Annotated in this window: 27 protein-coding genes; 12 read left to right on the top strand and 15 right to left on the bottom strand. The window is 70.2% G+C overall.

The features are described from left to right. The 4 genes from I0C86_RS07075 to I0C86_RS07060 all read right to left on the bottom strand — a co-directional run. Positions 1-1242 (bottom strand): condensation domain-containing protein (locus I0C86_RS07075; RefSeq protein WP_230393704.1); only part of this gene is annotated, 1242 nt, incomplete at its 3' end. A gap of 154 nt (positions 1243-1396) precedes the next feature. Beyond that, the gene (locus tag I0C86_RS07070; RefSeq protein ID WP_323373503.1) at positions 1397-1606 is read right to left on the bottom strand and encodes an MbtH family protein; all 210 of its coding nucleotides are present in this window, start codon (positions 1604-1606) and stop codon (positions 1397-1399) included. A gap of 693 nt (positions 1607-2299) precedes the next feature. Continuing rightward, on the bottom strand, positions 2300-3103 hold the full coding sequence (locus I0C86_RS07065; protein ID WP_196200398.1) for a sulfotransferase domain-containing protein: 804 nt from the start codon (positions 3101-3103) through the stop codon (positions 2300-2302). Further along, positions 3100-3900, bottom strand: a complete 801-nt coding sequence (locus tag I0C86_RS07060; protein WP_196200397.1) for a sulfotransferase domain-containing protein — start codon at positions 3898-3900, stop codon at positions 3100-3102. Before I0C86_RS07060 ends, I0C86_RS07065 begins: the two co-directional genes overlap by 4 nt. 549 nt (positions 3901-4449) lie before the next feature. On the opposite strand from I0C86_RS07060, the gene I0C86_RS07055 reads away from it, so the two are divergent. From I0C86_RS07055 to I0C86_RS07045, 3 genes are all read left to right on the top strand, one after another. Then, the gene (locus I0C86_RS07055) at positions 4450-4740 is read left to right on the top strand and encodes an acyl carrier protein (protein WP_196200396.1); all 291 of its coding nucleotides are present in this window, start codon (positions 4450-4452) and stop codon (positions 4738-4740) included. Further along, a complete protein-coding gene (locus I0C86_RS07050; RefSeq protein ID WP_196200395.1) occupies positions 4737-6092 on the top strand; it encodes an NAD(P)/FAD-dependent oxidoreductase in 1356 nt (451 codons plus the stop codon). Before I0C86_RS07055 ends, I0C86_RS07050 begins: the two co-directional genes overlap by 4 nt. Positions 6093-6246: 154 nt before the next feature. Beyond that, the gene (locus I0C86_RS07045; protein ID WP_230393703.1) at positions 6247-7752 is read left to right on the top strand and encodes an amino acid adenylation domain-containing protein; all 1506 of its coding nucleotides are present in this window, start codon (positions 6247-6249) and stop codon (positions 7750-7752) included. Between the two features lie 156 nt (positions 7753-7908). On the opposite strand, the gene I0C86_RS07040 is transcribed toward I0C86_RS07045, so the two are convergent. Genes I0C86_RS07040 through I0C86_RS07015 form a run of 6 tightly spaced genes read right to left on the bottom strand, consistent with a single transcriptional unit; the run spans position 7909 to position 13412 of the window. Continuing rightward, positions 7909-9180, bottom strand: a complete 1272-nt coding sequence (locus I0C86_RS07040; protein WP_230393702.1) for an ABC transporter permease — start codon at positions 9178-9180, stop codon at positions 7909-7911. Position 9181: 1 nt separating this feature from the next. After that, positions 9182-9832, bottom strand: coding sequence for an ABC transporter ATP-binding protein (locus I0C86_RS07035; protein ID WP_323373505.1), 651 nt, complete (start codon positions 9830-9832; stop codon positions 9182-9184). A gap of 50 nt (positions 9833-9882) precedes the next feature. Further along, positions 9883-10935, bottom strand: coding sequence for an efflux RND transporter periplasmic adaptor subunit (locus I0C86_RS07030; protein ID WP_196200393.1), 1053 nt, complete (start codon positions 10933-10935; stop codon positions 9883-9885). Further along, the gene (locus I0C86_RS07025) at positions 10935-11477 is read right to left on the bottom strand and encodes a hypothetical protein (RefSeq protein WP_196200392.1); all 543 of its coding nucleotides are present in this window, start codon (positions 11475-11477) and stop codon (positions 10935-10937) included. Before I0C86_RS07025 ends, I0C86_RS07030 begins: the two co-directional genes overlap by 1 nt. A gap of 47 nt (positions 11478-11524) precedes the next feature. After that, entirely contained in the window at positions 11525-12742 is a 1218-nt protein-coding gene (locus I0C86_RS07020; protein WP_196200391.1) for a sensor histidine kinase, read from the bottom strand. A gap of 16 nt (positions 12743-12758) precedes the next feature. Further along, positions 12759-13412, bottom strand: a complete 654-nt coding sequence (locus I0C86_RS07015; RefSeq protein ID WP_196200390.1) for a response regulator transcription factor — start codon at positions 13410-13412, stop codon at positions 12759-12761. 199 nt (positions 13413-13611) lie between these two features. On the opposite strand from I0C86_RS07015, the gene I0C86_RS07010 reads away from it, so the two are divergent. Beyond that, entirely contained in the window at positions 13612-14181 is a 570-nt protein-coding gene (locus I0C86_RS07010; protein ID WP_196200389.1) for a DM13 domain-containing protein, read from the top strand. Between the two features lie 21 nt (positions 14182-14202). On the opposite strand, the gene I0C86_RS07005 is transcribed toward I0C86_RS07010, so the two are convergent. Together I0C86_RS07005 and I0C86_RS07000 are read right to left on the bottom strand one after the other, a co-directional pair. Next, on the bottom strand, positions 14203-15225 hold the full coding sequence (locus I0C86_RS07005; RefSeq protein ID WP_196200388.1) for a sensor histidine kinase: 1023 nt from the start codon (positions 15223-15225) through the stop codon (positions 14203-14205). Beyond that, a complete protein-coding gene (locus tag I0C86_RS07000) occupies positions 15218-15958 on the bottom strand; it encodes a response regulator transcription factor (RefSeq protein ID WP_196200387.1) in 741 nt (246 codons plus the stop codon). Before I0C86_RS07000 ends, I0C86_RS07005 begins: the two co-directional genes overlap by 8 nt. Before the next feature lie 114 nt (positions 15959-16072). On the opposite strand from I0C86_RS07000, the gene I0C86_RS06995 reads away from it, so the two are divergent. Then, on the top strand, positions 16073-17152 hold the full coding sequence (locus tag I0C86_RS06995; protein WP_196200386.1) for an NAD-dependent epimerase/dehydratase family protein: 1080 nt from the start codon (positions 16073-16075) through the stop codon (positions 17150-17152). Here the strand turns inward: I0C86_RS06995 and I0C86_RS06990 are convergent. Next, on the bottom strand, positions 17124-18545 hold the full coding sequence (locus tag I0C86_RS06990) for a hypothetical protein (RefSeq protein ID WP_196200385.1): 1422 nt from the start codon (positions 18543-18545) through the stop codon (positions 17124-17126). The two genes, I0C86_RS06995 and I0C86_RS06990, sit on opposite strands and share 29 nt — an antisense overlap. Before the next feature lie 148 nt (positions 18546-18693). Here I0C86_RS06990 and I0C86_RS06985 point away from each other — a divergent pair, with 148 nt between their 5' ends. From I0C86_RS06985 to I0C86_RS06960, 6 genes are all read left to right on the top strand, one after another. Then, the gene (locus I0C86_RS06985) at positions 18694-19371 is read left to right on the top strand and encodes a glycosyltransferase family 2 protein (RefSeq protein WP_196200384.1); all 678 of its coding nucleotides are present in this window, start codon (positions 18694-18696) and stop codon (positions 19369-19371) included. After that, complete coding sequence (locus I0C86_RS06980; RefSeq protein ID WP_196200383.1) at positions 19368-20159, top strand: TIGR04282 family arsenosugar biosynthesis glycosyltransferase; 792 nt, start codon at positions 19368-19370, stop codon at positions 20157-20159. Before I0C86_RS06985 ends, I0C86_RS06980 begins: the two co-directional genes overlap by 4 nt. Next, entirely contained in the window at positions 20156-20857 is a 702-nt protein-coding gene (locus I0C86_RS06975) for a methyltransferase domain-containing protein (protein WP_196200382.1), read from the top strand. Before I0C86_RS06980 ends, I0C86_RS06975 begins: the two co-directional genes overlap by 4 nt. Then, complete coding sequence (locus I0C86_RS06970; protein WP_196200381.1) at positions 20854-22047, top strand: molybdopterin-dependent oxidoreductase; 1194 nt, start codon at positions 20854-20856, stop codon at positions 22045-22047. Before I0C86_RS06975 ends, I0C86_RS06970 begins: the two co-directional genes overlap by 4 nt. Further along, on the top strand, positions 22044-22472 hold the full coding sequence (locus tag I0C86_RS06965) for a hypothetical protein (RefSeq protein WP_196200380.1): 429 nt from the start codon (positions 22044-22046) through the stop codon (positions 22470-22472). Before I0C86_RS06970 ends, I0C86_RS06965 begins: the two co-directional genes overlap by 4 nt. A gap of 112 nt (positions 22473-22584) precedes the next feature. Next, positions 22585-22860 carry a GlsB/YeaQ/YmgE family stress response membrane protein gene (locus I0C86_RS06960; RefSeq protein WP_196200379.1) on the top strand — a complete coding sequence of 92 codons (276 nt, stop codon included), beginning with the start codon at positions 22585-22587 and terminating at the stop codon, positions 22858-22860. A gap of 120 nt (positions 22861-22980) precedes the next feature. Here the strand turns inward: I0C86_RS06960 and I0C86_RS06955 are convergent, their stop codons facing one another. Beyond that, positions 22981-23784, bottom strand: coding sequence for an endonuclease/exonuclease/phosphatase family protein (locus tag I0C86_RS06955; RefSeq protein WP_196200378.1), 804 nt, complete (start codon positions 23782-23784; stop codon positions 22981-22983). A 387-nt stretch (positions 23785-24171) separates the two neighbouring features. Here I0C86_RS06955 and I0C86_RS42980 point away from each other — a divergent pair, with 387 nt between their 5' ends. Continuing rightward, positions 24172-24564 (top strand): STAS domain-containing protein, encoded by a 393-nt coding sequence (locus I0C86_RS42980; RefSeq protein WP_230393701.1) that lies wholly within the window; start codon positions 24172-24174, stop codon positions 24562-24564. A 19-nt stretch (positions 24565-24583) separates the two neighbouring features. Here I0C86_RS42980 and I0C86_RS06945 read toward each other — a convergent pair. Beyond that, the coding region (locus I0C86_RS06945; RefSeq protein ID WP_323373422.1) for a transposase at positions 24584-24990 on the bottom strand (407 nt) is incomplete at its 5' end.

The following is a 24990-nucleotide window of genomic DNA, read 5'->3' as shown; positions in this document are numbered from 1 at the left end:
CAGATCAACCGACCCGGTCACCGCACCCAACAACCCCGCCGGCTCACCCTGACCGCCGAAGGTCTCGCTGAACCGCAGATCGAGGTCGAACTTCGCCGACGCCGCCGACGGCCCGCCGCCCGCCGGTTCACCGTATTTCGCGCGCGTCCCGGCGAGATCGATCACACCGCGTTCGGTGTTCTGCAGGACCAGCATCACCTGGAACAGCGGGTGCCGCGCCAGCGACCGCTCCGGGGCCAGTTCCTCCACCAGCCGCTCGAACGGCAGGTCCTGGTGGCTCAGAGCACCCAGCGCCGACTCCCGCACCCGGCCCAGCAACTCGCGGAACGACGGGCGGCCGGACAGGTCGGTACGGATCACCAGGTTGTTGACGAAGAATCCGACCAGATCGTCGAGAGCCTCGTCGGTACGGCCGGCGATCGTCGATCCGATCGGGATGTCGGTGCCCGCCCCCAACCGGGACAACAGCACGGCAAGTGAGGCCTGCAGCACCATGAACGGCGTCGCGCCCTCGGCGCGGCACAGTTCGGCGAGGCGGCCGTGGGCCTCTGCCGGTATCCGGAACGGCACCCGGTGCCCACGATGGCTGGCCGCGGCCGGACGGGGCCGGTCAGTCGGCAGCGTCAACTCCTCCGGAATCCCGGCCAGTGTCTTCCGCCAGTACGCCATCTGCCCCGACAGCAGGCTGTCCGGATCAGCCTCCGCGCCGAGAAGATCCCGCTGCCACAACGCGAAGTCGGCGTACTGGACCGGCAGTGGTTCCCACGCCGGTGCGGCACCACGCAGGCGCGCCTCGTACGCGGTGGCGAGATCCCGCAGCAGGGGCCGGCGGGACCAGCCGTCGCTGGCGATGTGGTGCAGCTGCACGACGAGCACGTGTTCGGTGTCGCCGATCTGGAGCAGCCAGCCCCGGATCGGAACTTCCGCGGAGACGTCGAACGTCTGTTGCCCGAGCTCCCGCACCGTCTCCGCGACCGCCTCGGCGGTGACCGAACGGGCCTCCAGGCGCCAGTCCAATGTCGTCGGATCCAGTACCTGCTGGTGCGGATCGCCATCCGTGGACGGGAACACCGTGCGGAGCGACTCGTGCCGGGCGATGACGTCGCGCAGCGCCGCGTCCATCGCCGACGCGTCGAGGGCACCGTCGATCCGCACCTCGATGACGCTGTTGTAGGTCGGGCTGGGACCTTCCAACTGCTCCAGGAACCACAACCTGCGCTGCGCGAACGACAACGGGATCATCCGGTCCTTCTCCTTAGGCATGATCGGCGCGAGATCGCTGCGACGGCACACTGGTCGCCGGAAAGCGGGTGAAGCGGGCAGGCAGTCAGGAGGCTCACGGCCTTGCGGCCGTGAGCTCCCGGTGGACGTGAACGTCGATGACGTCCGGATTCAGCTACTTCTCCGCCATCGCGGCGATCAGGCTCTTGGGCCGCAGGTCGGTCCATGACTTCTCGATGTAATCCAGGGCTTCCTGGCGGCCGGCCTCGCCGAACACCGAGGTCCAGCCCTCCGGCACGTCCAGGAAAGCCGGCCAGAGCGAATGCTGACCCTCGTCGTTCACCACGACCAGATAACTCGCGTCGGGATCCTCGAACGGATTCATCGGCAACCAGCCTTTCTTGGGGACCCGGTCGTGCCGAGGTCACCGGCGATCGCCCCAGCGGAGCCGCAGCGGGGCGTGAACGTCCATTGACCTCAGCCGCATTGGCGACGTGTCGGGTATGGCCGACGCCCACATTCCAACGTAGAACGCGGTAAGGAACAAGGCCGGCAGTCGCACATCGGTAACGGGTCTGTCGGTGTGCAACTGACGGGTTTGGACAGTCACACAACCCTTCGAATGCCCATCCGCGGCAAAAGCCGTCGAGTGTAGGGATACTGGGATACTCGACTTCCGTGATTTGTACAACTGGGCAACAGGCGTCGGTTGTACGCGTCCTTCGACTCGACGGCGGCGTTCTACCCTCTGCTCCGACAGACGCCGGGCGCGGCGCCATGCCCAGCCTGCGGCCGGCTCGCCGACGCGTACACCGTCAGGCCTCCACTCGACTCGGATGGCACGTCAGCACACCTGACGCCAGGAGAAGCACGGTCGAGGCCCCGCCGGACCGCGGACCGCCGGCCCGCCTGCCGCGGACCGCGGCCGGCACGGGCCTGGTGTCCGCGGTCCGCTACGTGGACGGGCTGCCCGAGTACGCGCTCACCCCGGTCGGCAGAACCCTGCTGACGTGCGGGCCGGGCGACGGGTACCGGCAATGATCAGATTGTCATGCCGCCCGGCAAGCACCGGCCGTCCTTAACTCTCGTACCCGAACTGCCTGACTAGCGCCGCGAACTCCGCGTTGTCCCGCATTTTTTGCTGGTAGGCGGCTTCGACCTCTTCGCCGATTTCCTCGAACGTGGGCGTGGTCTCGGGAATTACGACGGGCGGCGGCTCGTCCCGAAATTCCGAGACGCCCGGAGGCAACGTCATGAGATTGCTCTCGCGCACCTTGTCCGGGGTCCAGTCCCGTACCGCCCGCTGAATCCGAGCGTCGTCCACCGGCTCCGGGAGGCCGAGGAAGTCGACCACCTCACGAAGGACACCGGCCGGGTCGCGCTGCAGATCCTCCACACGGATGACGCGGAGGTCCGCAAGACCGCGGAAGCGGGCCCGGACCCGATCCGGTGACGTCCATTCCTGTACGTGATTCTGCCAGCCCTTGCCTCGCGCGTCGGAGGCGTCGAGGCGGGAGATCATCTTCATGGCCATTCGGCTCCGCTGCTCGACCGGGACTCCGCGCATGACGAGCGCCTCGGCGATCAGCGACCGTGGGTCGTGCACCAGGTACAGGACTTTCCCGGTCGCAGCGGCGTAGGGGGCGAGGGCCTCGACATCCGGCCGGTAGTTGGTCTGCACGACGTAGGGCATTCGCCCGTCCAGCGGCAACATCCGCCCGAATCGGAACAGGACCACAAAGTCCGGCGCCACTTCGAGTACGGCCTCGATGCTCGTCTCGCTGGGCCGGGTGTCCAGCAGGTAGCCGGTGAGGTAGCCGGCCACCTCGAAATCGGACCGCATGTAGGACGTCATCCAGGTGAGCTGACGTTCGGCGCTCAATTTGAATACCCCCATCGCTTTGCGACATCGGCGAACGTGGAGTCCTCGTCGAGAAGACGCAGATAGCTCTCCTCGACGTCCTCTCCGTAGTCCGCGAGCGACTGCCCGCTCAGACCCTGGCCGAAGAACAGGTTCCTGCCTTTTCCGGGCTCGTTGGCTTGCCGTTGCTGTTCACGCAGCCTGTCGAGCTCCGAGTTGCGCACGGCCCGCTCGACGCGAGCGCCGTCCACCCGGTCATCCCACTCGAGGAAGGTGACGATCCTGGAAAGCGACCCCACCGCGTCGCTTTTCATGTCCTCGTACCTGACGACACAGACCTGCGCGTTAGGGAAGTGCCGCTCCGGGTTGACCCATTCCGAGACGTTCTCCACCCACGAGCCCCACCCGGTCCTCCGCCATCCCTCGAATCCGTGATGGGCGATGAAGTGCCTGGCGAAGGCCGCCCTGTGCTTCGGGCTGACGTCGAGATGGCGTTCCGCGCTGTGAATCACATCCCGCGGGTCGCGCACTATGTACAGCACCTTGCTGGTGGTCTCCCGGTACGGACGATGAACCTCCACGCCGGGCAGGAAGTGCGTCTTCAGCGTCGGCGGAACCGCCTGGTGGGAGGGCCACGACAGACCGCTCTCGCTCGACAGATCGGCGATGTCCGCGACCGCGGAGATCTTCGACCCGCCGCCGCGCCACTGGACCGGCTCGTCTGTTTCCAGCGGCCTGTCCTCCAGGTAGTTCTGCAGCATGATGCGGACCCACGTGTTGCCGGACTTCGGATAGGAAGATAACCAGGCCAGCGACATTCTTTCCTCCAATCAATTGCGCACACGTCGTCGAGGCCCGACGTTGCTGCCGTTCGCCTCGAACCATGTGTGGCGACGCTCCCCGTAGAGCCCACCGTCGGCGAGATGATCATCCGGATATCCCGACGTGGGCGTGGCCGATCTCGTTGTGCATGGCGCTGAGGCGCTGCTGCGGACACTCGGCCGAGCGAACCGGCCCGCCGCTCAGGCCGATCCGTCGCGATCGCACCCATCTGCGCCAACGATCCGGTTCGGCACGGACTAGCCCTCCCTTCGGCGATAAATCGGACTGTTTCAGTATGGTTCCGAGCGCCGAGGCAATCAAGAGTGTCGACATGTTCACTGTTCGACTGACCGATCGCGTCAGTTGAACAGCGAACCGAGCCCTCTTTGCGTTTTCTTCGCGCTGGCCGCGTACGCCGGGATATCCCGACGAGCGTCGATGTACAACTGAACGATCGATCTCAGTTGGACGAATGCCGCGCGCTATCAAAAGCGCTCTACCCTCGACTCGAAGCGGCGTGCCTCACTATGCCCTGAGAGGATTCGATGTCGACAGACCAGTACACGCAGATACTCGATGTCCTGACCGAGTACGTATCCGTCCGGCTGCTCGGTGAGGAGAACGCCACCGACCTCACCAAGAACACGCCCCTGCTTGAACTCGGCGTGCTCAACTCGATCGAAACGGCGCGGCTTGTCGCGTACATCCGGGACGAGTTCGGTGTCCGGCTGTCACCCGCGGCGATGACCGCGACCAACTTCCGCGACCTGGAAACGATCGCCGGTCTGGTGGCCGGGGTTCCGGCGGCGGCCGGCGTGAGCGAGGGGTCCGCATGACCGAGGGCACCGAATACGACGTCGGCGTCATCGGCGGCGGCCCCGCCGGCTCGACCATGGCCTCCTACCTCGCCAAGGCGGGTCTTCACGTCGCGGTCTTCGAGACGTGTGCGTTCCCCCGGGAGCACGTCGGCGAGTCGCTGGTGCCCGCCACCACCCCCGTGCTGCGGGAGATCGGCGCACTCGACAAGATCGAGAACGGCGGCTTCCCCCGCAAGTACGGCGCCGCGTGGACGTCCGCCGATTCTCGCCCGACCGCGCCGCTGGATTTCCATGTCAGCTCGCACGGCTGGGGAGTCGCCGAGATCAGCTACATGGAACGCGACCAGAAGGGCGTACAGCAGCCGTACTCGTACCACGTCGACCGCGGTCGCTTCGACTCCATCCTGCTCGACCACGCGAAAGAACTCGGCGCCACGGTGCACACCGAGACCCGGGTGAACCGTGTCGACTTCACCGACCGCGACCGTCCCGTCCTGCACCTGAGCAGTCGCGACGCGAAGATCCAGGTGCCGGTACGCATGGTGGTCGACGCGAGCGGCCGGCAGACCCAACTCGGCAACCAGCTGAAGCTGAAGGTTCCGGACCCGGTCTTCAACCAGTACGCGATCCACACCTGGTTCGAGGGCCTGGACCGGTCGGCGCTGGCTCGCGACGACGGTCAGGCCGACTTCATCCACGTGCACTTCCTGCCCCTCGAGGACACCTGGGTCTGGCAGATTCCCATCACCGACACCATCACCTCGATCGGTGTGGTCACCCAGAAGGCGCGGTTCAAGGCCGCCAAGGACGATCTGGAGACGTTCTTCTGGGACTCGGTGGGGAGCCGGCCTGATCTCCTGAAACAACTCCAGAACTGCGAGCGGCTGCGTCCGTACAAGTCCGAGGGCGACTACAGCTACGGCATGCGCAGCATCGCGGGCGACGGCATGGTGCTCATCGGCGACGCTGCCCGGTTCGTCGACCCGATCTTCTCCAGCGGCGTGAGTGTCGCCATGAACAGCGCGCGGCTCGCGGCGGCGGACATCATCGCCGCGGCTGAGGCGGGCGACTTCCGGCGGGAGCGGTTCGACACGTACGTGAACACGCTGCGTCGAGGGGTGAACAGCTGGTACGACTTCATCTCGATCTACTACCGGCTCAACGTCCTGTTCACCGCGTTCATCGACGACCCGCGCTATCGGATGGACGTCATCCGGATGCTGCAGGGCGACGTGTACGACGATGTGGAGCCGCCGGCGCTGGCTGCGATGCGGGACTTCGTGGCGGCTGTCGAGGCCGACCCGGAGCACCTCTGGCACGACCGTCTGGGCAACCTCAAGGCGACGGCTTCGGCCGCGGCTCTCTTCTGAAGCCGAGTTCGTCGGCGTTGCCCGCCCTGGAAGGCGAACGCTCCGGAGCGGAGGGCGCCGTCGGCCGCGCCATGCGGCGCGTTCCCGGCGGCGCCGTCGACCGGCGGGGCCGCGACGGCCGGCACCGTCACACCGAACGAGCGGAGCGCACCGGATGAACCAGCACCCGCACCCCATGCTGCTGCCCACACTGGTCCGGACGGCAGCACGCCGCTCCCCGCACGCCGCCGCCGTGCGAGACGGCCCCGCCACCGTGACGTACGCGCAACTGGACGTCCTCGCCGACCGGTACGCCCACGCCCTGGCCGAGCTCGGCGTCGGCCGCCGCGACCGGGTGGTGCTCTGGACCGCGAAGAGCATCGACGCCGTCGCCGTCATGCAGGCGGCGCTCCGGCTCGGCGCGGTCTACGTGCCGGTGACCCCGTCCAATCCCGGCCCGCGGGTACAGCGCATCGCGGACGGCTGCGCCGCGAAACTCGTCGTCGCGGACGAGCCGCTGCCCGGTGACACGCGCAGCGTGAGCCTGGCCAGCCTGCACACACTGCCGGACCCGCCTTCGGAGCTACCGCACGACGTGTCGGCGACACCGGACGACTGCGCGTTCATCCTCTACACCTCCGGCTCCACCGGCGAGCCGAAGGGCGTCAGCATCAGCCACCGCAACGCGCTGGCGTTCGTCTGCTGGGCCGTCGACGAGACCGGCCTCGCACCGGCCGACCGGCTCGCCAATCACGCGCCCTTCAACTTCGACCTCTCGGTGTTCGACCTGTACGGCGCGTTCCACGCCGGCGCGTGCGTCGACCTGCTGCCGGCGACACTCGCGTTCGCACCGCAGGCACTCGCCCGCTTCATGGTCGAACGCGGCATCACCGTGTGGTATTCGGTGCCCTCGGCACTGCAACTGATGACCACCGGGGGCGGCCTGCTCGACGGCGACCCGCCGCCGGCCCTCCGGGTCTGTGTCTTCGCCGGCGAACCGTTCCCGCTCACCGATGTGCTGCGCCTGCGCGCCGCCTGGCCCGCGGTCCGGCTGTTCAACTGGTACGGGCCCACCGAGACGAACGTGTGCACCTCCTACGAGGTGACCGACCGCGATCTCACCCGGGCCCGGCCCCTGCCGATCGGCACGGCCTGCGCTGGCGACCGGGTCTGGCTGGACCCGCCCGGTCAGGAGATCGGCGAGATCGTCGTGGATGGCCCGACCGTCATGCTCGGCTACTGGGGCCAGCCTCCGCAGGAGGGGCCGTACCGAACCGGCGATCTCGGCCGGCTCGATCCCGACGGCAACCTGGAATACGTGGGCCGGCGCGACCACATGGTCAAGGTACGGGGTCACCGGGTCGAGCCGAGCGAGATCGAGACCGTCCTGACCACCCACCCTGCGGTGGCGGCGGCAGCCGTCGTCGTGATCGGTGCCGGACTGGACAGCCGGATCCACGCCGCCGTCGTCCCCGCCGACGGCAGGAAGCCCACGACGCTTGCCCTGAAGGCGCATTGCGCGGCGCATCTTCCGACGTACATGGTGGTCGACGCTGTTCGCCTCGTGGACGAACTGCCGCTGACCGCCAACGGCAAGACAGACCGGACGGCCGTCACCGCCCTGTGCGAGACGCCCGCGACGCAACCGTCACGCCCCAGGATGTCGAACAGCCGCGTGTGACGGAGGATCTTCGACATCCGTCCGCCACATTCGGGAAGGCCACGATCCCGGCCACGGGGCACCGGGTACGGTCCCGCGGCCTCGTCCGCGGCGCGAGCCCTGTTCCCGGGAAGGCCTTCGCAGGCCTTCCCGGGCAACGGCGGTGAGGAATACCGATCAGGTCGCTGCCAGCGCCTCCGTCGGCGCCAGACGGGCGGCGCGGATCGCCGGGTACAGGCCCGCGATGGCACCGATCAGGACGGTCGCGCCGACACCGCCGGCGAGGATCCACCAGGGCACGACGGTGGGCCACTTCTGCGTCGTGGCGTAGGTTCCGGTCACCAGGTAGCCCAGTAGCGCGCCGGCCGCCCCGCCGATCATCGACAGCAGCAGCGATTCCGCGACGAACTGGGTCCGGATCTGACCCTTCGTAGCGCCGAGTGATCGGCGCAGACCGATCTCCGAACGGCGTTCCAGCACCGAGATGACCATCGTGTTGGCGACGCCGATCCCGCCCACGAGCAGCGCTACCGACCCCAGTCCGAGCAGCAGCGAGGTGAACGCCGCGTTCGTGGCGCGCCGCAGGGTCAACACGTCGGACGGTCTCGACACGTCCACCTCGTTCGGCGCCGACGGGTTGGCCGTGGCCGCGAGCACTCCACGCACCGCCTCGACCTGCGAGTCCGCCGACCGCGTGTAGACCGTCGTCGGGTGCCCGTCGAAGGCCAGGTAGGTCGTGGCCGCCGGCCATCCCATGATCACCGATGTGTCGAGCTCCGACGCGAGCGCCACCTTCCGCAGCACGCCGACCACGACCCACGACCGCCCGCCGATGTAGACGGTGGGGCCGTAACCGAGCCGCTCGGCCGCTGTCGCGCCAAGCACCACCGCCGGGTACCGGTCGGTCGCCCCGTTGAGCCAGACCCCTTGGTCGAGCTGGGCGCCGACCGTGGTGAGCAGATCAAGCTTGGCCGCGACCACGGACAGGCCGCCGGTCTGCGCCACCGGGATCCGGTCGTTGCGGTAGGCGTGCACGGTACCGACCACGCCGGTCGCCGTGGCCGACTGCACCGGGCCGATCCGCTTGATCATTGCAACCGACTCGTCGGGCAGGGTGGCCTGCTTGCCGAACATCGTCCTGCCGGGCGACACGGTCAACATGTTGGTACCGAGCTTCGCGAGTTTCCGGTCGAGGTCGGCATGACTGGAAGCCGAGATCCCGACCACCGAGATCATCGCCGCGATACCGATCGCGATGCCCAGCGCCGAGAGCACAGCGCGCAGCGGACGCGAACGCAGACCGTACCCGCCCAGCCGGATCAGGTCCGACAGGCGCAGCCGGGCGGACCGCAGTGTGTCTTCGGCCCGTTCGCGGTGGCCGGGCGGAATGCGCCGACGGTGCTCTTCGACGAGATCCGAGGAGTTGGGCAGAGCGGTCGGAGACGACATCTCAGACCACCTGCCCATCGCGCATCCGCACCTGCCGCGGCAGGCTGTCGGCGATCTCCCGATCGTGCGTGATGACCAGGATCGTCGTGCCCGCCTCGTGCAACTCGTGCAACAACCTCATCACCCCGGCGCCGGAGACCGAGTCCAGGTTGCCGGTCGGCTCGTCGGCGAGCAGCAGCGGCGGGTCGCCCGCGACGGCACGAGCGAGCGCGACCCGCTGCCGCTCGCCGCCCGAGAGTTGGTACGGGCGGTGGGTCAGCCGCTCAGACAGTCCGACACGCACCAGCGCGGCCTCGGCACGCTGCTCGCGATCCCGCTTGCTGGCGCCGCTGTAGAGCAGACCGTCGGCGACGTTGCCCAGCGCGTCCCGTCCCGCCGCGAGGTGGAAGTGCTGGAACACGAAACCGACTCGCCGGGAGCGCAGTGCTGACAGCTGCCGGTCGGACAGCGACGCCACGTCGTACCCGTCGATTCGCACGGTGCCCGTCGACGGGCGATCCAGCGTGCCGATCAGGTTCAGCATCGTGGACTTGCCGGACCCGGACGGCCCGACGATCGCCAGCAGCTCGCCGTAGTCGACGACCATGTCCACCGAACGCAGCGCGGCGACCCCACCGGGATAGCTCTTGCTGACATCGTCCAGCTCGATCACCGGGTGACCCTCGGCGTCATCCACGGTGGTCACGACGGCTCCGAAGGTGTTCACGACGGGATCGCCGCCTTCATACCCGCTTGAAGCCCGGACCCGGTGATCTCCACTCTGCCGTCGGCGAACAGCCCGGTTTCCACCGCCACGAAACGCGTCGTGCCGTCCTCGACGAGCTGCACCCCGTACCCGCCCTCGGCGAGCGCGACCAGCGCGGCCACCGGAACCGTCAGCACGTTCGGACGCTGCCCGGCGGTGAAAGCGACGCTGACGGCCGCCATGCCCTGGCTCTTGACGTCGTCGTCAAAGCTGATCGTCAGCCGGGACTTCGTGGTGTCCGACTGGCCGTCGTCGGCCTTGGCCACGAGCGTCGCCACCTTCTTGATCTTTCCCGGAACGACCTTCCCGTCCGGGAGTTTGACCTGCACCACGGCCCCCTGCCTGGCCAGCTGCCCCGAACTCGCGTCCAGTACGACCGTGGCCAGCGGCGAGGTGCCGGTGATCTTCTCAACCTCGGTACCCGGCCCGACGACCGCTCCTCGGTGCAGACTCAGCGCGTCCACCCGGACCGTGCCGTCGGCGTACTCGATCTGGGCCGGCTCGACCGAGCCCGTCTCCCTGATCCCGAGATCGTCCTGCCAGTCCTTGACCGCGGAGGCGGTCGCCCAGCTGTAGGTGGTGTCCGGGGTGAAGCCCCGGTAGCCGAGCGCCCACAGGTTCTGCTCGAGCTGCCTGACGTCGGTGCCCTTGACGCCCGTCTTCAGCGTGCGGTAGGCCGGCAACGAGCCGTACAGCAGAGTGACCGGCTTGTTGTCGAGACGGAAGACCGCCATCCCACGGGAGATCGTCGTGCCTTCCGGAGGCAGCGCGGTGATCGTGCCGCTGCCCCGCGACGAGATCGTCGTGCTGTCGCCGTGAGCCAGGGTGCCGTCATGGCTCTCCCGGTCGACAAGCGTCTGCCGGGTGATCTCGGCGGTGGACGCCGGCGTGCTGCTGGCCGGGCTGGGGTCGTCGTCCGGATCCGGCAGGTTGAAGACGGTGACCGCGGCAGCGACCGCACCGACCGCCAGCAGACCGGCCACCACACCCCACGCGCGCCGTGCTCGCATCACCTGTCCTGACCGGTCGGGAAGTACTTCTGGCATTCCTCCTGCGCCTTCTGGACGGCCGGGTCGTCGGGTGAGATCCCCGAGTTCTTGCTGATGTTGATGCCGCCGTTCTCGTCGGGGTCGGGGAACGTCGCGAATCCGTGGTCCCGCATGCACTGCGACATCTGCCGGAGCTTTTCCAGGTCCTCGGGGCTCTTCTTGTTGCTGTTCCCGCTCCCCCAGGGGGCGTACACCTCGCACGTCTGCTGGGCCTGCTGATATTTGGCCCGGTCGAGACCCTCCGGTTCGCTCGCGCTCAGATTGCCCCCGGCGTCCGGGTCGGGATACCACGTGAAGCCCTGGTCACGCATGCATTGCGAGAACTTCAAAGGCGAGGGCTCGTTGTCGTCCGTCCCGCCGGTACGGGAATTGGTCCCACCCGGGCTGACGGACGCGACCGACGGATCCTCGCCGTCGTCGCAACCCGCGCTTCCCATGGCCAGCACCAGAGCGAATGCGGAAAGGACCAGCAGTGGGCGTTGTTTCTTCGTCAGAATCGCCATGCTTCTTGTTCTACGCTCGGGTCAGTCACACGACGGGCACAAAAGGGCTACCCGGATATCGCCGGTGATTTTTCCGCCGGGAAGTCCACCCGGATCGCGAGGCCGCCCTCCGGCCGGGCCCGCACGCTCAGGTCGGCCGAGTGGGACACCGCGATCGACTGCACGATGGACAGACCCAGGCCGTGGTGACCGTCGTCCGCCGTGCGGGCGAGCCGCTGGAAGGGGTTGAGCAGCCGGTCCACCATCTCCGGCGGGACCGGTGGCCCGGTGTTGGTCACCGACAGGAAGCAGCCCCCGTCCGCGGTGCCGGTGGCGACCTCCACCCAGCCGTCCGGGACGTTGTAACTCATCGCGTTGTCCACCAGGTTGGCCACCAGCCGCTCCACGAGGGCGGGATCACCGGTGACCCGCGCCGGCCGGATTCGCGTCACGACGGCCACGTCCTGTTCGCACGCCCTCGGCCGGCTGGCGCCCAGCACGCTGCCGGCGAGCTCCGACAGGTCCACGCTCTCCAGGCGGTCCAGACCGCGTTCGCTCGTCGCCAGCACCAACAGCGACTCCAGGAGCTGGGCCTGCTGCTCGCTGACGACCACCAGGTCCTCGAATCGCGCCCGGTACGAGTCCACGGTCGCGTCCGGATCGAGCATGGCCTCCTCCAGCAGGGCGTGCTCCACCGTCAACGGCGTTCGCAGCTCGTGTGCGGCGTTGGCGACGAACCGCTTGTGCGAGTCGAGCGCCGTCTCCAGCCGCCCGAGCAGCCCGTCCACGGTGTCCGCGAGGGCCTTGAGCTCGTCGCCCGGCCCGGTGAAGGCCAGCCGCTCGTGCACGTTCCGCGCCGAGATGAGCTGAATGCTGTCGGTCATGGTCCGCACCGGCCGCAGCACCCGCCCGGCCACCAGCCAGCCCAGCGCCGCCGAGATGACCGACATGATCGCCAGGGCGATACCCGACTTCACGAGCAACTGGTGCCCGAACTCCGCGTGCTGTCGCGCGGCCTGCTGCTGGGCCGCCTCGACGAGGCGCCGTTCCGATCCGGTCAGTGGAGGGCTTCCCGGCCCGCCGTTGCCCAGGATGATGTTGCTGATGCTCTGGTCGCCGGAGGGCGACGAACTGAACGTGGACATCCCGACGCTCGACCCGCCCTGGGTGACGAGAACATAGGTGATGGCCAGCAGAACGGCACCGGAGAGCAGGAACAGCACGCTGTACAGCAGGGTGAGCCGCAGACGGACCCGTGTGCCGGAGATCCTGGCCGTCAGGCTCATGGAAGGTCCCTCCCCTTCAGATGCGATAACCCGCCCGGGGAACGGTCTCGATGACCGGCGGCTCACCGAGCTTCGACCTGAGGCGGTTCATCGTGGCCTTGACCGTCGTGGTGAACGGGTCGGTGGCCTCGTCCCACACCCGCTCCAGCAGTTCCTCGGCGGAGACCACCCGGCCCCGCTCGGTGAGCAGGTATTCCAGCACGGCCAGTTCCTTGGGGTTGAGCGGCAGCCGAGTCCCGGCCCGGGTCGCGACCCGCTGGGCCGGATCGAGCCTCAGCTCACCGTGCACGAGGACGGGTGGCACAGCGGTCTGGCAGCGCCGGCCGAGCGCCCGGATGCGCGCCACCAGCTCGGGATAGGCGAACGGTTTCGGCAGGTAGTCGTCGGCCCCGATGGTGAGGCCCTCCACCCGGTCGTCGATGGTCCCGGCCGCGGTCAGCATCAGCACGCGGGTACGCAGCGGCTCCCCCATCAACTGCCGGCACACATCGTCGCCGTGCACGCCCGGCAGGTCCCGGTCGAGGACCACCACGTCATAGTCCACCTCGACGGTGCGGTCGAGCGCCGCCGCCCCGTCGTACACCACGTCGACCGCCATGCCCTCGCGCCGCAACACCCGCGCCACCGAGTCGGCCAGCCGCACGTGATCCTCGACCACCAGGACCCTCATCCGTCTCTTTCCCGTCTGTTTCCGTTCTGTCCGACCGCGCACCGTTCCGGGTCGTCAGACTATCGACCCGGCGGTCACATGGTCGTCACAACGGCTCCGAGCAGCGCGAGGAGGATTCCTGTTCGCACTGCGTCGGCCGTAAGAGTTCCGAAATGGATGACAGCGGATTCGCCGGACCGCCCGCCGTACCCTGGCACGGGTGTGGACAAAAATGCTCCGGTCGCCGCTGGCGTGGGTCGGTGTGGTCCTGGTCGGGATCGTCGCGGTCTTCGGCCTCTTCTGGTTCCAGCCGTGGAAGTTGGTCGTCGACAGGCAGGTCGACGAGGCCCTACCGGTCGTCGAGGTGACTCCGGTGGCGACCGCTGCCGCGTCCGCCGGCGCGGTGCCCGGTCCGTCCGCCACCACGCCGACCGGAAACCGGATCCTGGCCGCCGGCGACTTCGTCACCCACGAGCACGAGACGACCGGCCGTGCCGAGATCGTCCGGCTCGCCGACGGCCGGCACCGACTCGTCCTCCGGAATCTCGACACCTCCAACGGACCGGACCTGCGGGTCTGGCTGACCGACCAGCGGGTGGTCGGTGGCGTGGCCGGCTGGCGGGTGTTCGACGACGGCTCGTGGTTCGAGGTGGCGCGACTCAAGGGCAACCGCGGCGACCAGGTGTACGACCTGCCACCGTCGGTGAAGCCGGCGGACTTCCGGAGCGTCTCCATCTGGTGCAGGCGCTTCGCCGTCTCCTTCGGCGCCGCCGCCCTGAAGACCGTCTGATCGGGCGGGGCGCCTCCCACCTCAGAGGGCGGCGAGCCGGATCACGAACCGGCAGCCGTCGGTGGTGTTGCCTACCTCTACCCGACCGCCGTGCGCCTCGACCAGCCCATGGACGATCGCCAGTCCGAGCCCTCCGGACGCCCCGCCGCTGTCGTCGCCCGTACCGGGGGTGCGGGCCGGTTCGCCCCGGAACGCGACGTCGAACAGCCGAGGTAGATCGGCGGGCGGAATCCCGCCGCAGGTGTCGGCCACGGCGAGCCAGGCATGATCCCGCTCGCGGCCGGCCTCGATCCGCACCGTGCCGTCATCCGGGGTGTAGCGGACCGCGTTGAGCAGCAGGTTGGCCACCACCCGGGTCAGCTCCGGTTCACTCGCGGTGACGATCGGCCAGCCCGACTCGGCCGCGACCAGTTTGATCCGCCGGGCCGCGGCCAGCGGGGCGGTGCTGGCCAGCACGTCGGAGACCACCTCACCGAGTGGCACCGCGGTCATCGACAGGCGCAGCGCGCCGGCGTTGATCCTGGACAACTCGAACAGGTCGTCGACGAGTCTGGTCATCCGGTCGGTCTCCAGCCGGATCCGCCGGTGGTACTCCCCGACCGTCTCCGGGTCACGGACCACCCGGTCCTCCAGCGCCTCCGCCATCGCGCGGAGCCCGGCCAGCGGTGTCCGCAGGTCGTGAGAGACCCAGGCGACCAGGTCCCGGCGGCCCTTCTCCAGTTGCCGCTCCCGCTCGCGGGCCTGCTCGGTCCAGACCGCAGCGGCCGCCAGCCGGCGGCCGAAGTGCCCACCGACGGCGAGGCTCACCGCCGCCGCCGCGCCGACGGTGATCAGGACCACTTCCAGGTCGTGCGGGGACAGGAACATCGCCTCCGCGACGGCGACCACCCCGAGGACGACCGCGACCACCGTGGTGGTGAGCAGTACGGAGAGGTGCACGGTGATCGGACTGCGCCGGAGCAGGCGCAGCAGCAGCGCCCCCGCGAGCCCGACGACGAGCGCGGCGCCCAGGGCGATCGCGAAGATCAGCGCCAGGTCACGCACTGGTCGGCTCGTACCGGTAACCGACGCCCCAGACGGTCACGATCCGTCGCGGGTCGGCCGGATCGGTCTCGATCTTCTCGCGCAGCCGGCGCACGTGCACGGTAACGGTCGAGTGGTCGCCGAAGTTCCAGTCCCAGACCTGCTCCAGCAGTTCGGCCCGGGTGAACACCCGGGCGGGGTGCCGCATCAGGTGGACGAGCAGGTCGAACTCGCGCAGGGTCAGCGCCAGCTCCCTACCGGACAGCCTGGCGGTCCGGGAATCAGTCCGCACCGCCAGACTGCCGTCGGTGAGCACCTCCGGCCGGCCGGGCGCCGGCTCGCCGCCGGCACGGCGGAGCACCGACCGGACCCGGAGCACCAGTTCCCGGGGCGAGAAGGGCTTGGTCAGGTAGTCGTCCGCGCCGAGTTGCAGGCCGAGGATCCGATCGGCCTCGTCACCGAGCGCGGTCAGCATGATGATGGGTACGCCGTCCGGGCGGGCCCGCAGTTCGCGGCACACCTGCAGGCCGCCGACCTTGGGCAGCATGAGATCGAGTACGACCAGGTGCGGCATCTGCCTGGCGACGGCCGCGAGGGCTGCCGCCCCGTCGCCCACGTGGCTGACCTGGAAGCCGTCGTGTTCGAGGTAGCGGCAGATCACGTCGCTGACGGTCTGGTCGTCGTCGACCACCAGTATCCGTTTCGTCCCCTGCCGCCTCCGTTCCCGCCCGTCCCCATACCCGTTCGCGTCCATCGGGCCAGCGTAGCCACGCGCCGGACCGCGACCGCCGGGCCGAGACCTTGCGAGGTTCTTACGGCTGCGGCAACCATGCACGGGCTACGTCGGCGAGGTCATACGGTGACCGGAATGCGGATCCTCGTCACCGGTGCGGCCGGGTTCATCGGATCACACGTCGCCGACCTGCTCGCCGACCACGGCCACGAGGTGGTGGCGATGGACGCGCTGCTGCCCGAGGCACACGGCGGGACGCCACCGGAGTGGTCCGAGCGGCACGGACCAGTGATCGGTGACGTCCGTGACCTCGAACTGCTGACCCGCCTGCTGGCCGGGGTCGACGCGGTCTGTCACCAGGCGGCCATGGTGGGGCACGGGCTGGACCCGTCGGACGCGCCCCGGTACGCGGCACACAACGACCTCGGTACCGCCACCGTGCTCGCGGCGATGCACGCGGCCGGGGTACGCCGGCTGGTTCTGGCGAGTTCGATGGTCGTCTACGGGGAGGGCCGCTACCACTGCCCGGCGCACGGGATCGTCCGGCCGGACGGACGGCTGGCCGCTGACCTCGCCGCCGGCCGCTACGAGCCGACCTGCCCGGAATGCGCCGGGGTACTCGCCGCCGGGCTGGTGCCGGAGGACGCGCCGCTGGAGCCGCGCAGCACGTACGCCGCCACGAAACTGGCCCAGGAGCACCTGGCGGGGGCCTGGGCCAGGCAGACCGGCGGCACGGTCTGGGCCCTGCGCTACCACAACGTGTACGGGTCACGGATGCCCCGGGACACCCCGTACGCCGGGGTTGCCTCGATCTTCCGGTCGGCGCTGGCCGCCGGGCGGCCGCCCCGGGTGCTGGAGGACGGCCGGCAACGCCGCGACTTCGTCCACGTCTCCGACGTCGCGGCGGCGAACCTGCTGGCGCTCACCACGCCGGCGCCGGACGCCCTCACGCCGGTGAACGTCTGCTCGGGGCAGCCGCACACGGTCGGCGAACTCGCGCACGAACTGGCCGCGGCGATGGGTGGCCCGGCACCGGTCGTGGTCGGCGGCGGGCGGCCCGCGGACGTACGGCACGTGGTCGCCGACCCGACCCGCGCCGCCCGGCTGCTCGGGTTCACCGCCCGGACCGGGTTCGCCGAGGGCGTCGCGGCATTCGCGACCGCGCCGTCCCGGGAACCGGCGGCGATCAGGACACCGTCCACAACAGGTGGTTGACGGCGAGCGCGGTAGCCGCCTGAAGCGCCAGCCACCATCGCCGCTGGCCGGCCGGCAGGTGTGCGGTGGCGACCAGCAGCCAGACGGCGAACGGTAGCCAGATCCGCTCCACCTCGGCCTTGCTGAGCGCGGAGAGATCCGCGGCGAGCACCACCGTCACCGCCGCGAGCGGCAGCCACACCGCCGGCCGACCGGACCCGAGCCGCCGGAGCCCCGGGATCGGCTGCCACCTGCGGGCACCGGTCCCCTCCGGCCCGATGTACCAGGTGCGGTGCGCGGCCGGCCGGTGGCCCGACGGCCGAACCGGCACCAGGGCGATCGTCCGACGGATCGCCGGCCCGACCACCGGTCCGGCGGACAGCAGCAGGGCCGCCAGGTTCGCCCAGACCCAGTAGCCGTACGGGCGCTGGGCCGCCCAGCCCTGGTAGTAGCGGCGCACCACCAGGTGGTAGCCGTCGAGCCAGTGGAACCCGGCCAGGGTGAAGGAGACGACGACCGCCCCCACGGCAACCACGGCGACGACGAGCACGCCGAGGCGGTCCCGGGCCCGCAGCAGCACCACGGTCAGCGCGAGCAGCCCGACGAGGACGAACCCGTACGACAGGTAGAGCGCGAAGCCGAGCAACAGCCCGCCGAGCGCCGCCGGCACCCGGCCGCCGACCACCAGCAGCGCCAGGCCGGCCGCGACCACCGCGGCGAAGATCCCGTCCGCGGACGCGCCCACCCAGACCGCACCCGGAAACAGGACCAGGAACGGCCACACCGTCCGGGCCGCGTCCTGCGCGCCGAGCGCCCGCAGCGTCACCGGTACCGACACCGACACCGTGGCCCCGAGCAGTACGCAGGCGAGCCCGGCGGCGGTACCGCCGCCCAGTCCGATCCGGTCCAGCCAGACGAAGAGCAGCAACGCGCCCGGCGGGTGGCCGGCGGTGTGGGTGGACCAGGAGTCGGGTTGGAAGTCGAGGATCCGATCGGCGAAGCCGGACAGCATCGCCTGGATGTCGGTCACCCGGGGGACCTCGTGCAGGTACTCGGCCTGCACCGTCAGCCGTCCGGTCAGCCCGGCCGACCAGCCGTCGACCAGGGCCAGCGACAGCGTCCAGGCCAGGGTGCCGAGGTAGCCGACGGCGAGCAGCCGGGGCCATCGCGCGGTCGCCGCCCATCCCGCCCCGCGCCAGATCACCAATGCCGCGACCAGCAGCGCGGCCGGGGTACCGAAGCCCAGATGGGGCCGCCAGGTGGCGTACAGCGGGGCGGCGTCGGCGTACAGCCGTACGCCATGGCGGTTGAGCAGTGCGCCGAGGGCGATCGCGGCGGCGAGCAGTGCCGCCTCGGTCGCGAGGACGATCAGGTCGGCACGCCGGTGCCGTTCCGGCCGGGTCAACATGGTCATGGTGGCGGCCCACGATACGAGCGCCGCGAGCCCACCGACAGCGGGCCGGGGACGACGTCAGCGACTCGTAAGAACCCCCGCTGGCGTAAGCGATCCGTAAGACCGTCGGGCAGCCCCGGCGGCCGGTACCGGGCCTAGCGTCCAGGGCATGCCCACCACCATCGACGTCGTGCTGCCGTGCCTGGACGAGGCGGCCGCGCTGCCCGCCGTACTCGCCGGACTGCCCCCCGGTTACCGACCGCTCGTGGTCGACAACGGCTCCACCGACGGTTCGCCGGAGATCGCCGCCGCGCACGGCGCGCACGTGGTCCACGAGCCGCGACGCGGGTACGGCGCCGCCGTGCACGCCGGCCTGCTGGCCGCCCGGACCGACCTGGTCGGTGTACTCGACGCGGACGGCTCGTTCGACCCGCGCGAGCTGTCCGGGCTGGTGGCGGCGGTACGCGACGGCCGCGCGGACCTCGCGGTCGGACGTCGCCGGCCGGTGTCGACGGCTGCCTGGCCGTGGCACGCCCGGGCCGGCAACGCGCTGGTCGCCGCGCTGTTGCGTCGGCGTGGCGTGCCGGTCTACGACATCAGTCCGATCCGGGTGGCCCGGCGGACCGCGCTGCTCCGGCTGGGTGTCACGGACCGGGCCTTCGGCTATCCCCTCGAGTTGCTGCTGCGTGCGGCCGCTGCGGGTTGGCGGATCGTCGAACTGGACGTGGCGTACGCGCCGAGGGCCGCCGGCACCAGGTCGAAGGTCTCCGGATCGATCCGCGGCACACTCCGCGCGAGCCGGGACTTCGCCGCGGTGCTGCACGCCGGTGTGGGAGCGGGTCGGTGAGCGTCCTGCTCGTGGTCGCGAAGGCGCCGGTTCCCGGGCTGGCCAAGACCCGGCTCTGCCCGCCGGCCACCCCGGTGCAGGCCGCCCGGGTCGCGGCGGCGGCGCTGCTGGACACCCTCGCGGCGGTACGCGCGACGGGATCGACCGTGCCGGTACTCGCGTACACCGGGCGGTTCGCCGACGCCGAACATGCGGCGGAGCTGACCGCCGCGCTGGTCGGCTGGCGTCTGCTGGCGCAGCGCGGCAGCTCGTTCGCCGACCGCCTCGCCAACGCACACGCCGACGCGGGCGCGGCGTTTCCCGGCCGGCCCGTGCTGCAGATCGGCATGGACACCCCGCAGGTACGGCCGGCCACGCTCGCCGCCGCGCTGCGCCGGCTGGCCGGGCACGACGCGGTGTTCGGGCCCGCCGCCGACGGCGGCTGGTGGGCGCTCGGGCTGCGCGACCCGGCCCACGCGACCGCGTTGCGCGGCGTGCCGATGTCGACCGGAGAGACCGGCCGGCTCACCCTCGCCGCGCTGCGCGACCGTGGCGTGCGCCCGGCCGGCCTACCCGTGCTGCGCGACGTCGACGACTGGCCGGCCGCGCTGGCGGTGGCACAGGAGCTCCCCGGGAGCCGGTTCGACCGCGCCGTCCGATCGGTGGACGTCCGGCCGCTGGATCCCGCCGGGTCGGTGGACGTCCGGTCGCTGGATCCCGCCGGGTCGGTGGACGTCCGGTCGCTGGATCCCGCCGGGTCGGTGGACGTCCGGTCGCTGGATCCCGCCGGGCAGGAAGCCCGACGATGACACCCGGCGGCTTCGACACCGTCCTCGGCGGGCCCACCGTGCACCTCGACAACCCCGGACCGAGCGGTGCCACGCTGGCCGTACTCGACATGCCGGATCCCGAACACCGGCTGGTCCTGGCCGACGGCCGGTCCGACCGGTTGCCGGTACGGCGCTGGCACGGGGCGCCCGAACCCGAGGTCGAGGCGGTCGCGGCCCGCTGCGCCGGACCGGCGATCGACCTCGGTTGCGGTCCTGGCCGGCTGACCGTGGCGCTCGCCCGACGCGGGCTGGTCGCCCTGGGTGTGGACATCTCCGCCGAGGCGGTACGGCTGACCCGTGACCGAGGCGTGGCGGCCCTGCGCCGTGACCTGTTCGACCCGTTACCGGGCGAGGGAAGATGGGCTCACGCACTGCTCGTCGACGGCAACATCGGTATCGGCGGTGATCCGGTCGGCCTGCTGCGCCGTTGCGCGAGGCTGGTCGCGACGGACGGGACACTGCTGGTCGAGGTGGAGCCGCCGGGCACCGGACTGTGGCGGGGACGCGCGTGGGTCGTGTCCGGGATACCGGGCCGGAGCCCGCAGCGGGGACCGTCGCTGCACTGGGCGCGGCTCGGGGTGGACGCGCTGGCTCCGACCGCCGACGCGGCCGGGCTCCGGGTCACGGAGGTCCTCCGGTACGGTCTCCGCTGGTTCGCCGAGCTGGTGCGCTCATGACGCGTCGGCCACGCCTGCCGAAACCCGAGGACTTCACCGCGCCGTCGCATTCGGCCCTGGTCGCGGCCAGGCTCGGGCTCTGGCTCGGAGTCGCGTTCGCGCTCTGCTTCGCCACCGGCCTGCTCAGCCACCACATCCAGCACCCGCCGGGCTGGTTCACCTGGCCGACCCGGCCGGTGAACCTGTACCGGATCACCCAGGGCGTGCACGTGCTCTCCGGGATCGCCGCGATCCCGCTGCTGCTGGCCAAACTCTGGAGTGTCTATCCGAGGCTGTTCGCCCGGCCGCCGCTGCGTCAACCGGTACGGCTGGCCGGACACGGACTGCGGCGGATCTCCATTCTGCTCCTGGTCTGCGCCGCGTTCTTCGAGCTGGTCACGGGCGTGTTCAACGTCGCCCAGTCTTACCCGTGGCGGTTCTTCTTCCCGCAGGCGCACTACGCGGTGGCCTGGCTGGCGGTCGGGGCGCTGCTGCTGCACGTCGCGGAGAAGTTGCCGATCACCCGCGCGGCACTCTCCGAGCGACTCGGGGCGAAGGCTCCGTCCGAGCCGATCGGGGGGCCTGACCGGAGCGCCGCCGGCCCGGTCCGGGACGACGATACGGCCGCGAGCGGGCGGCGCGCTTTTCTGCGTACCTCGGCCGGTGCCGCCGGGATCGCCGTCCTGGCCACCGCCGGGGTCACGGTCCCGTGGCTGCGCCGGGTCTCTCCGCTGGCCTGGCGTGCCGCCGTCGGGCCGCAGGGGGTACCGGTCAACCGCACCGCGCTCGCCGCGGGCATCGTCGTACCGGCCGACTTTCAGTTGGAGATCACCTGGCCGGGTGGCCGGCGCGGCGTGTACCTGGCCGATCTCGCGGCCCTACCCCAACGCACGGCGGAACTGCCGATCGCCTGCGTCGAGGGGTGGAGCGCGTCCGCGTACTGGACCGGCATACCCATCCTCGACCTGCTCGGACACGCCGGCGCCCCCACCGGTCGTCCGGTAAGGGTCTCCTCGCTCGAAACCGGCGGCCTGTACTCGACAAGCGTCCTTCCCGCGAACCACGCCAGCGATCCGCTGACCCTGCTCGCACTGCGGATCAACGGCGAGGTGCTGAGCCCCGACCACGGCTACCCCTGCCGGCTTCTCGCACCGGGCCGACCGGGCGTGCTGCAGACCAAGTGGGTGGCCCGGCTGGAGGTGCTCGCGTGAGAACGGTCCGGCTGCTTCTGCTCCTGCTCGGCGCCTCGGCGGTGGCGTACGGCGGATGGCTGCTGTACCCGCAGATCGACACGACCCTGCCCTGGCTGGTCGGTGGCCCGCTGCTGCACGACGCGCTGGTGGCACCGCTGGTCGCGCTGGCCGGGCTGACACTGAGCCGACTGGTGACCGACCCGGTACGGCGATACTGGATCACCGCCGGACTGGTGGCGACCGGCACCCTGCTGTTGATCGCGGTGCCGCTGACCTGGCGGCCGGCTTCCGCACCCCCGAACCCGGGCCTTCAGGACCGCGATTATCCACTCGAACTCACCACCGCGCTGGCTTTCCTCTGGATCGTCATCATGATCATCCTGATCCTCATCCACGTGCTTTCCCGCCGGCCCGCGGGTCGGTCGGCCGACGACCGCGGTTGACCAGGGCGACCACCCGGGCGCAATCGGATTGCGAATCTGGCGCGGCGGAGTTTCGGACTTCCCCGCAGGGGCAACAGGACTGTCGCACCCCTCGAAGACCTGGAGGCATCAGATGGCTATCGGCGGCATCATCTCCGCGATTGTCGTAGGCCTGATCATCGGCGCGCTCGGACGTCTGGTCGTGCCCGGCAAGCAGAACATCCCTATCTGGCTCACCCTGCTCATCGGCATCGTTGCCGCCCTGCTGGGCACCGCCATCGCCCGCGGCGCGGGCTGGGCCGATACCGACGGCGTGGACTGGACCGAGGTCCTCATCCAGGTGGTGCTCGCCGCGCTCGCCGTGGCCGCCGTGGCCGGCTTCTACGGCCGACGCCACATCACGCGCTGACCGCCATGGTTCGATCCGCACGGCGGCGCGCCCGCAAGGGCGCGTCGCCGTGCCGGCGTCGGATTCGCGGGCGACCCAGGGCGCGAGCGGCGCGATCAGATGTCCAGGTCGACGCGGGGATCAGATGTCCAGGTCGACGACGACAGCGAAGTGATCGGACGGGTACCGTCCGTTGACCGGTTGGTCGCCGGCAAGGAACGCCCGTCGCACCGCGAGAGTGCCGCCGGTCCGGCCAGGACGGGCCAGGACATGATCGATACGGCGGTCGATCTGTTTTGTGGCCTCCAGCGGCGCGTCGGGCACGCTGGAGCTGAGTGTCACGCCGTCGGGATCACCGCCGCCGAGCGTCCACGTGTCGATCAGAACGTCGAGCAGTGGTGCCAGGTCACTCTGTTCGACCGCCGCGTTCAGGTCACCGACGAGCAGTACCGGCAGGTCGCCGTCGAGCCGAGGATCAGCGGCGATCGTGGCGAGGGCGTGGCTCTGCGCAAGCTGGTCGGCGGCGTACCCGGGCTCCCACTCGATGCAGGCGACGATCACCCGTAGCGGACCGTGCGGATGGTCGAGGACGGCCAGTAATGCGGTCGGCGGCCGGCCGGCCCGTTGGGCGCACGGCAGGTCGTGAATCTCGGCGGCGAGGAGCGGCCATCTGCTGAGCAGACCGATTCCCATCCCGATCCCCGCCTGAGTTGGCTCCTCCACCGGATCGGGCGGCGGCGGCAGCGACGTCGGCGCGAAGACCGCCGTTGCCATGCCGAGCCGGTCGGCCAGTCGACGTACCTGTGTGGTGCCGTCGCCTGCCCAGGTTTCCACGAGTCCGACGACGTCCGGGCCGACCCGCTCGAGCGTCTGCACAATGCCCTGTTCCCGCTCCTGCCAGGCACCGCCGAAGCGCCACCACACATTCCAGGTGAGGATGCGCACAACACCGACCCTAACCGGAGAGTGATCCGGCCCGGTGGGTGGAACCGGCAGCGGTGAATCCGACGTCGCCCAGGCCCGGCAGCTCGGCGCTGGACGGCGCGGGAGACTGGCAAGGCCCGGCTACGGCTTCCTAGAATGGTGTCGGGTCAAGCCATGCGCCCGTTCCGCCCTCAGAACCGAGAGGTGCGTTCGATGCGCATACCGTCATGGGTTTCTCGGCCCCTGGCCGCCGCCTCTGCACGCTGCACTGATCGCCGGCTGGGCGTGGGATCCACCTACCGCACGGCAGGTCCCACCGATGACGCGGCCGCCGAGGACCTTGTTCCGTTCGCCGTGTTCGAGCGCATCGAATCCCCGGGTTCGTCCGTCGACGAACCCCGCGATCAGATGGTTCTCCTGACGGAGGGTGAGATCGACCTGGCGACAGCGCCGTTGCTGGAGCGGGCGCTGCTTGCCGCCGTGGAGGGGCATTCCCGGGTGTGCTGCGACCTCACCGGGGTGACATTCTTCAGCGCCGCCGGCCTGACCGCTCTGGTCACCGCACACCGTCGGGCCGCTGACACCGGCTGCCACTTCTCGGTACGACGGGCACGCGGCATCACCCAACGGATTCTGCACCTCTCCGGAATCGGAGGGCTGCTCGACACCACGCCCTGCGCCCCACTCCTGCCGCGACCGACTCGCGGACTTCGACGCCGACTCGCCGACGGGCGGGCCCGGGAGCAGCCCATGCCGCAGGAAGATCTCGGCGGGAGCGATCGCGGCTGGACGGCTCTCTAGACGAGTAGTTCCGAATGTATCAGTGGTCGTAGGCGATCAGTGACCGGGTGACGGGTGCGCCGGTCTTGTTGTTGTGCCAGATCGCGGCGGCCATGGCCAGCAGGCGTTGGGCGACTCGGACCGCGACGCCCTCGAAGGTCCGTCCGCCGTGTTCTTCCAGGTCGAGTTGGCCTTTGAGGGTGTCGTTGACCGACTCGATGAGTTGGCGGACCTTCTTGAGCATCGGTTCGCCGTAGTGGGCCTTCTCCCGCTTGCGGGACGGTCGCAGCAGCTCGATGCCCTGGGCAGCGAGTTGCCGCTCGAACGGTTTGGAGGCGAAGCCCTTGTCCGAGATGAGCAGGATGCCGTCGTGTTCGGCGATCACCCCGGCGTCGGCTTCCAGCATCGCGGCCAGTACCTCGCGTTCGCCGATCTTGGGGTTCGCCA

Origin of the sequence: Plantactinospora alkalitolerans, from assembly GCF_015690345.1 — a bacterium.
GTDB lineage: Bacteria > Actinomycetota > Actinomycetes > Mycobacteriales > Micromonosporaceae > Plantactinospora > Plantactinospora alkalitolerans.
The sequence above is the reverse complement of the archived record's forward strand: the minus strand, read 5'-3'. Positions and strand labels throughout refer to the sequence as shown.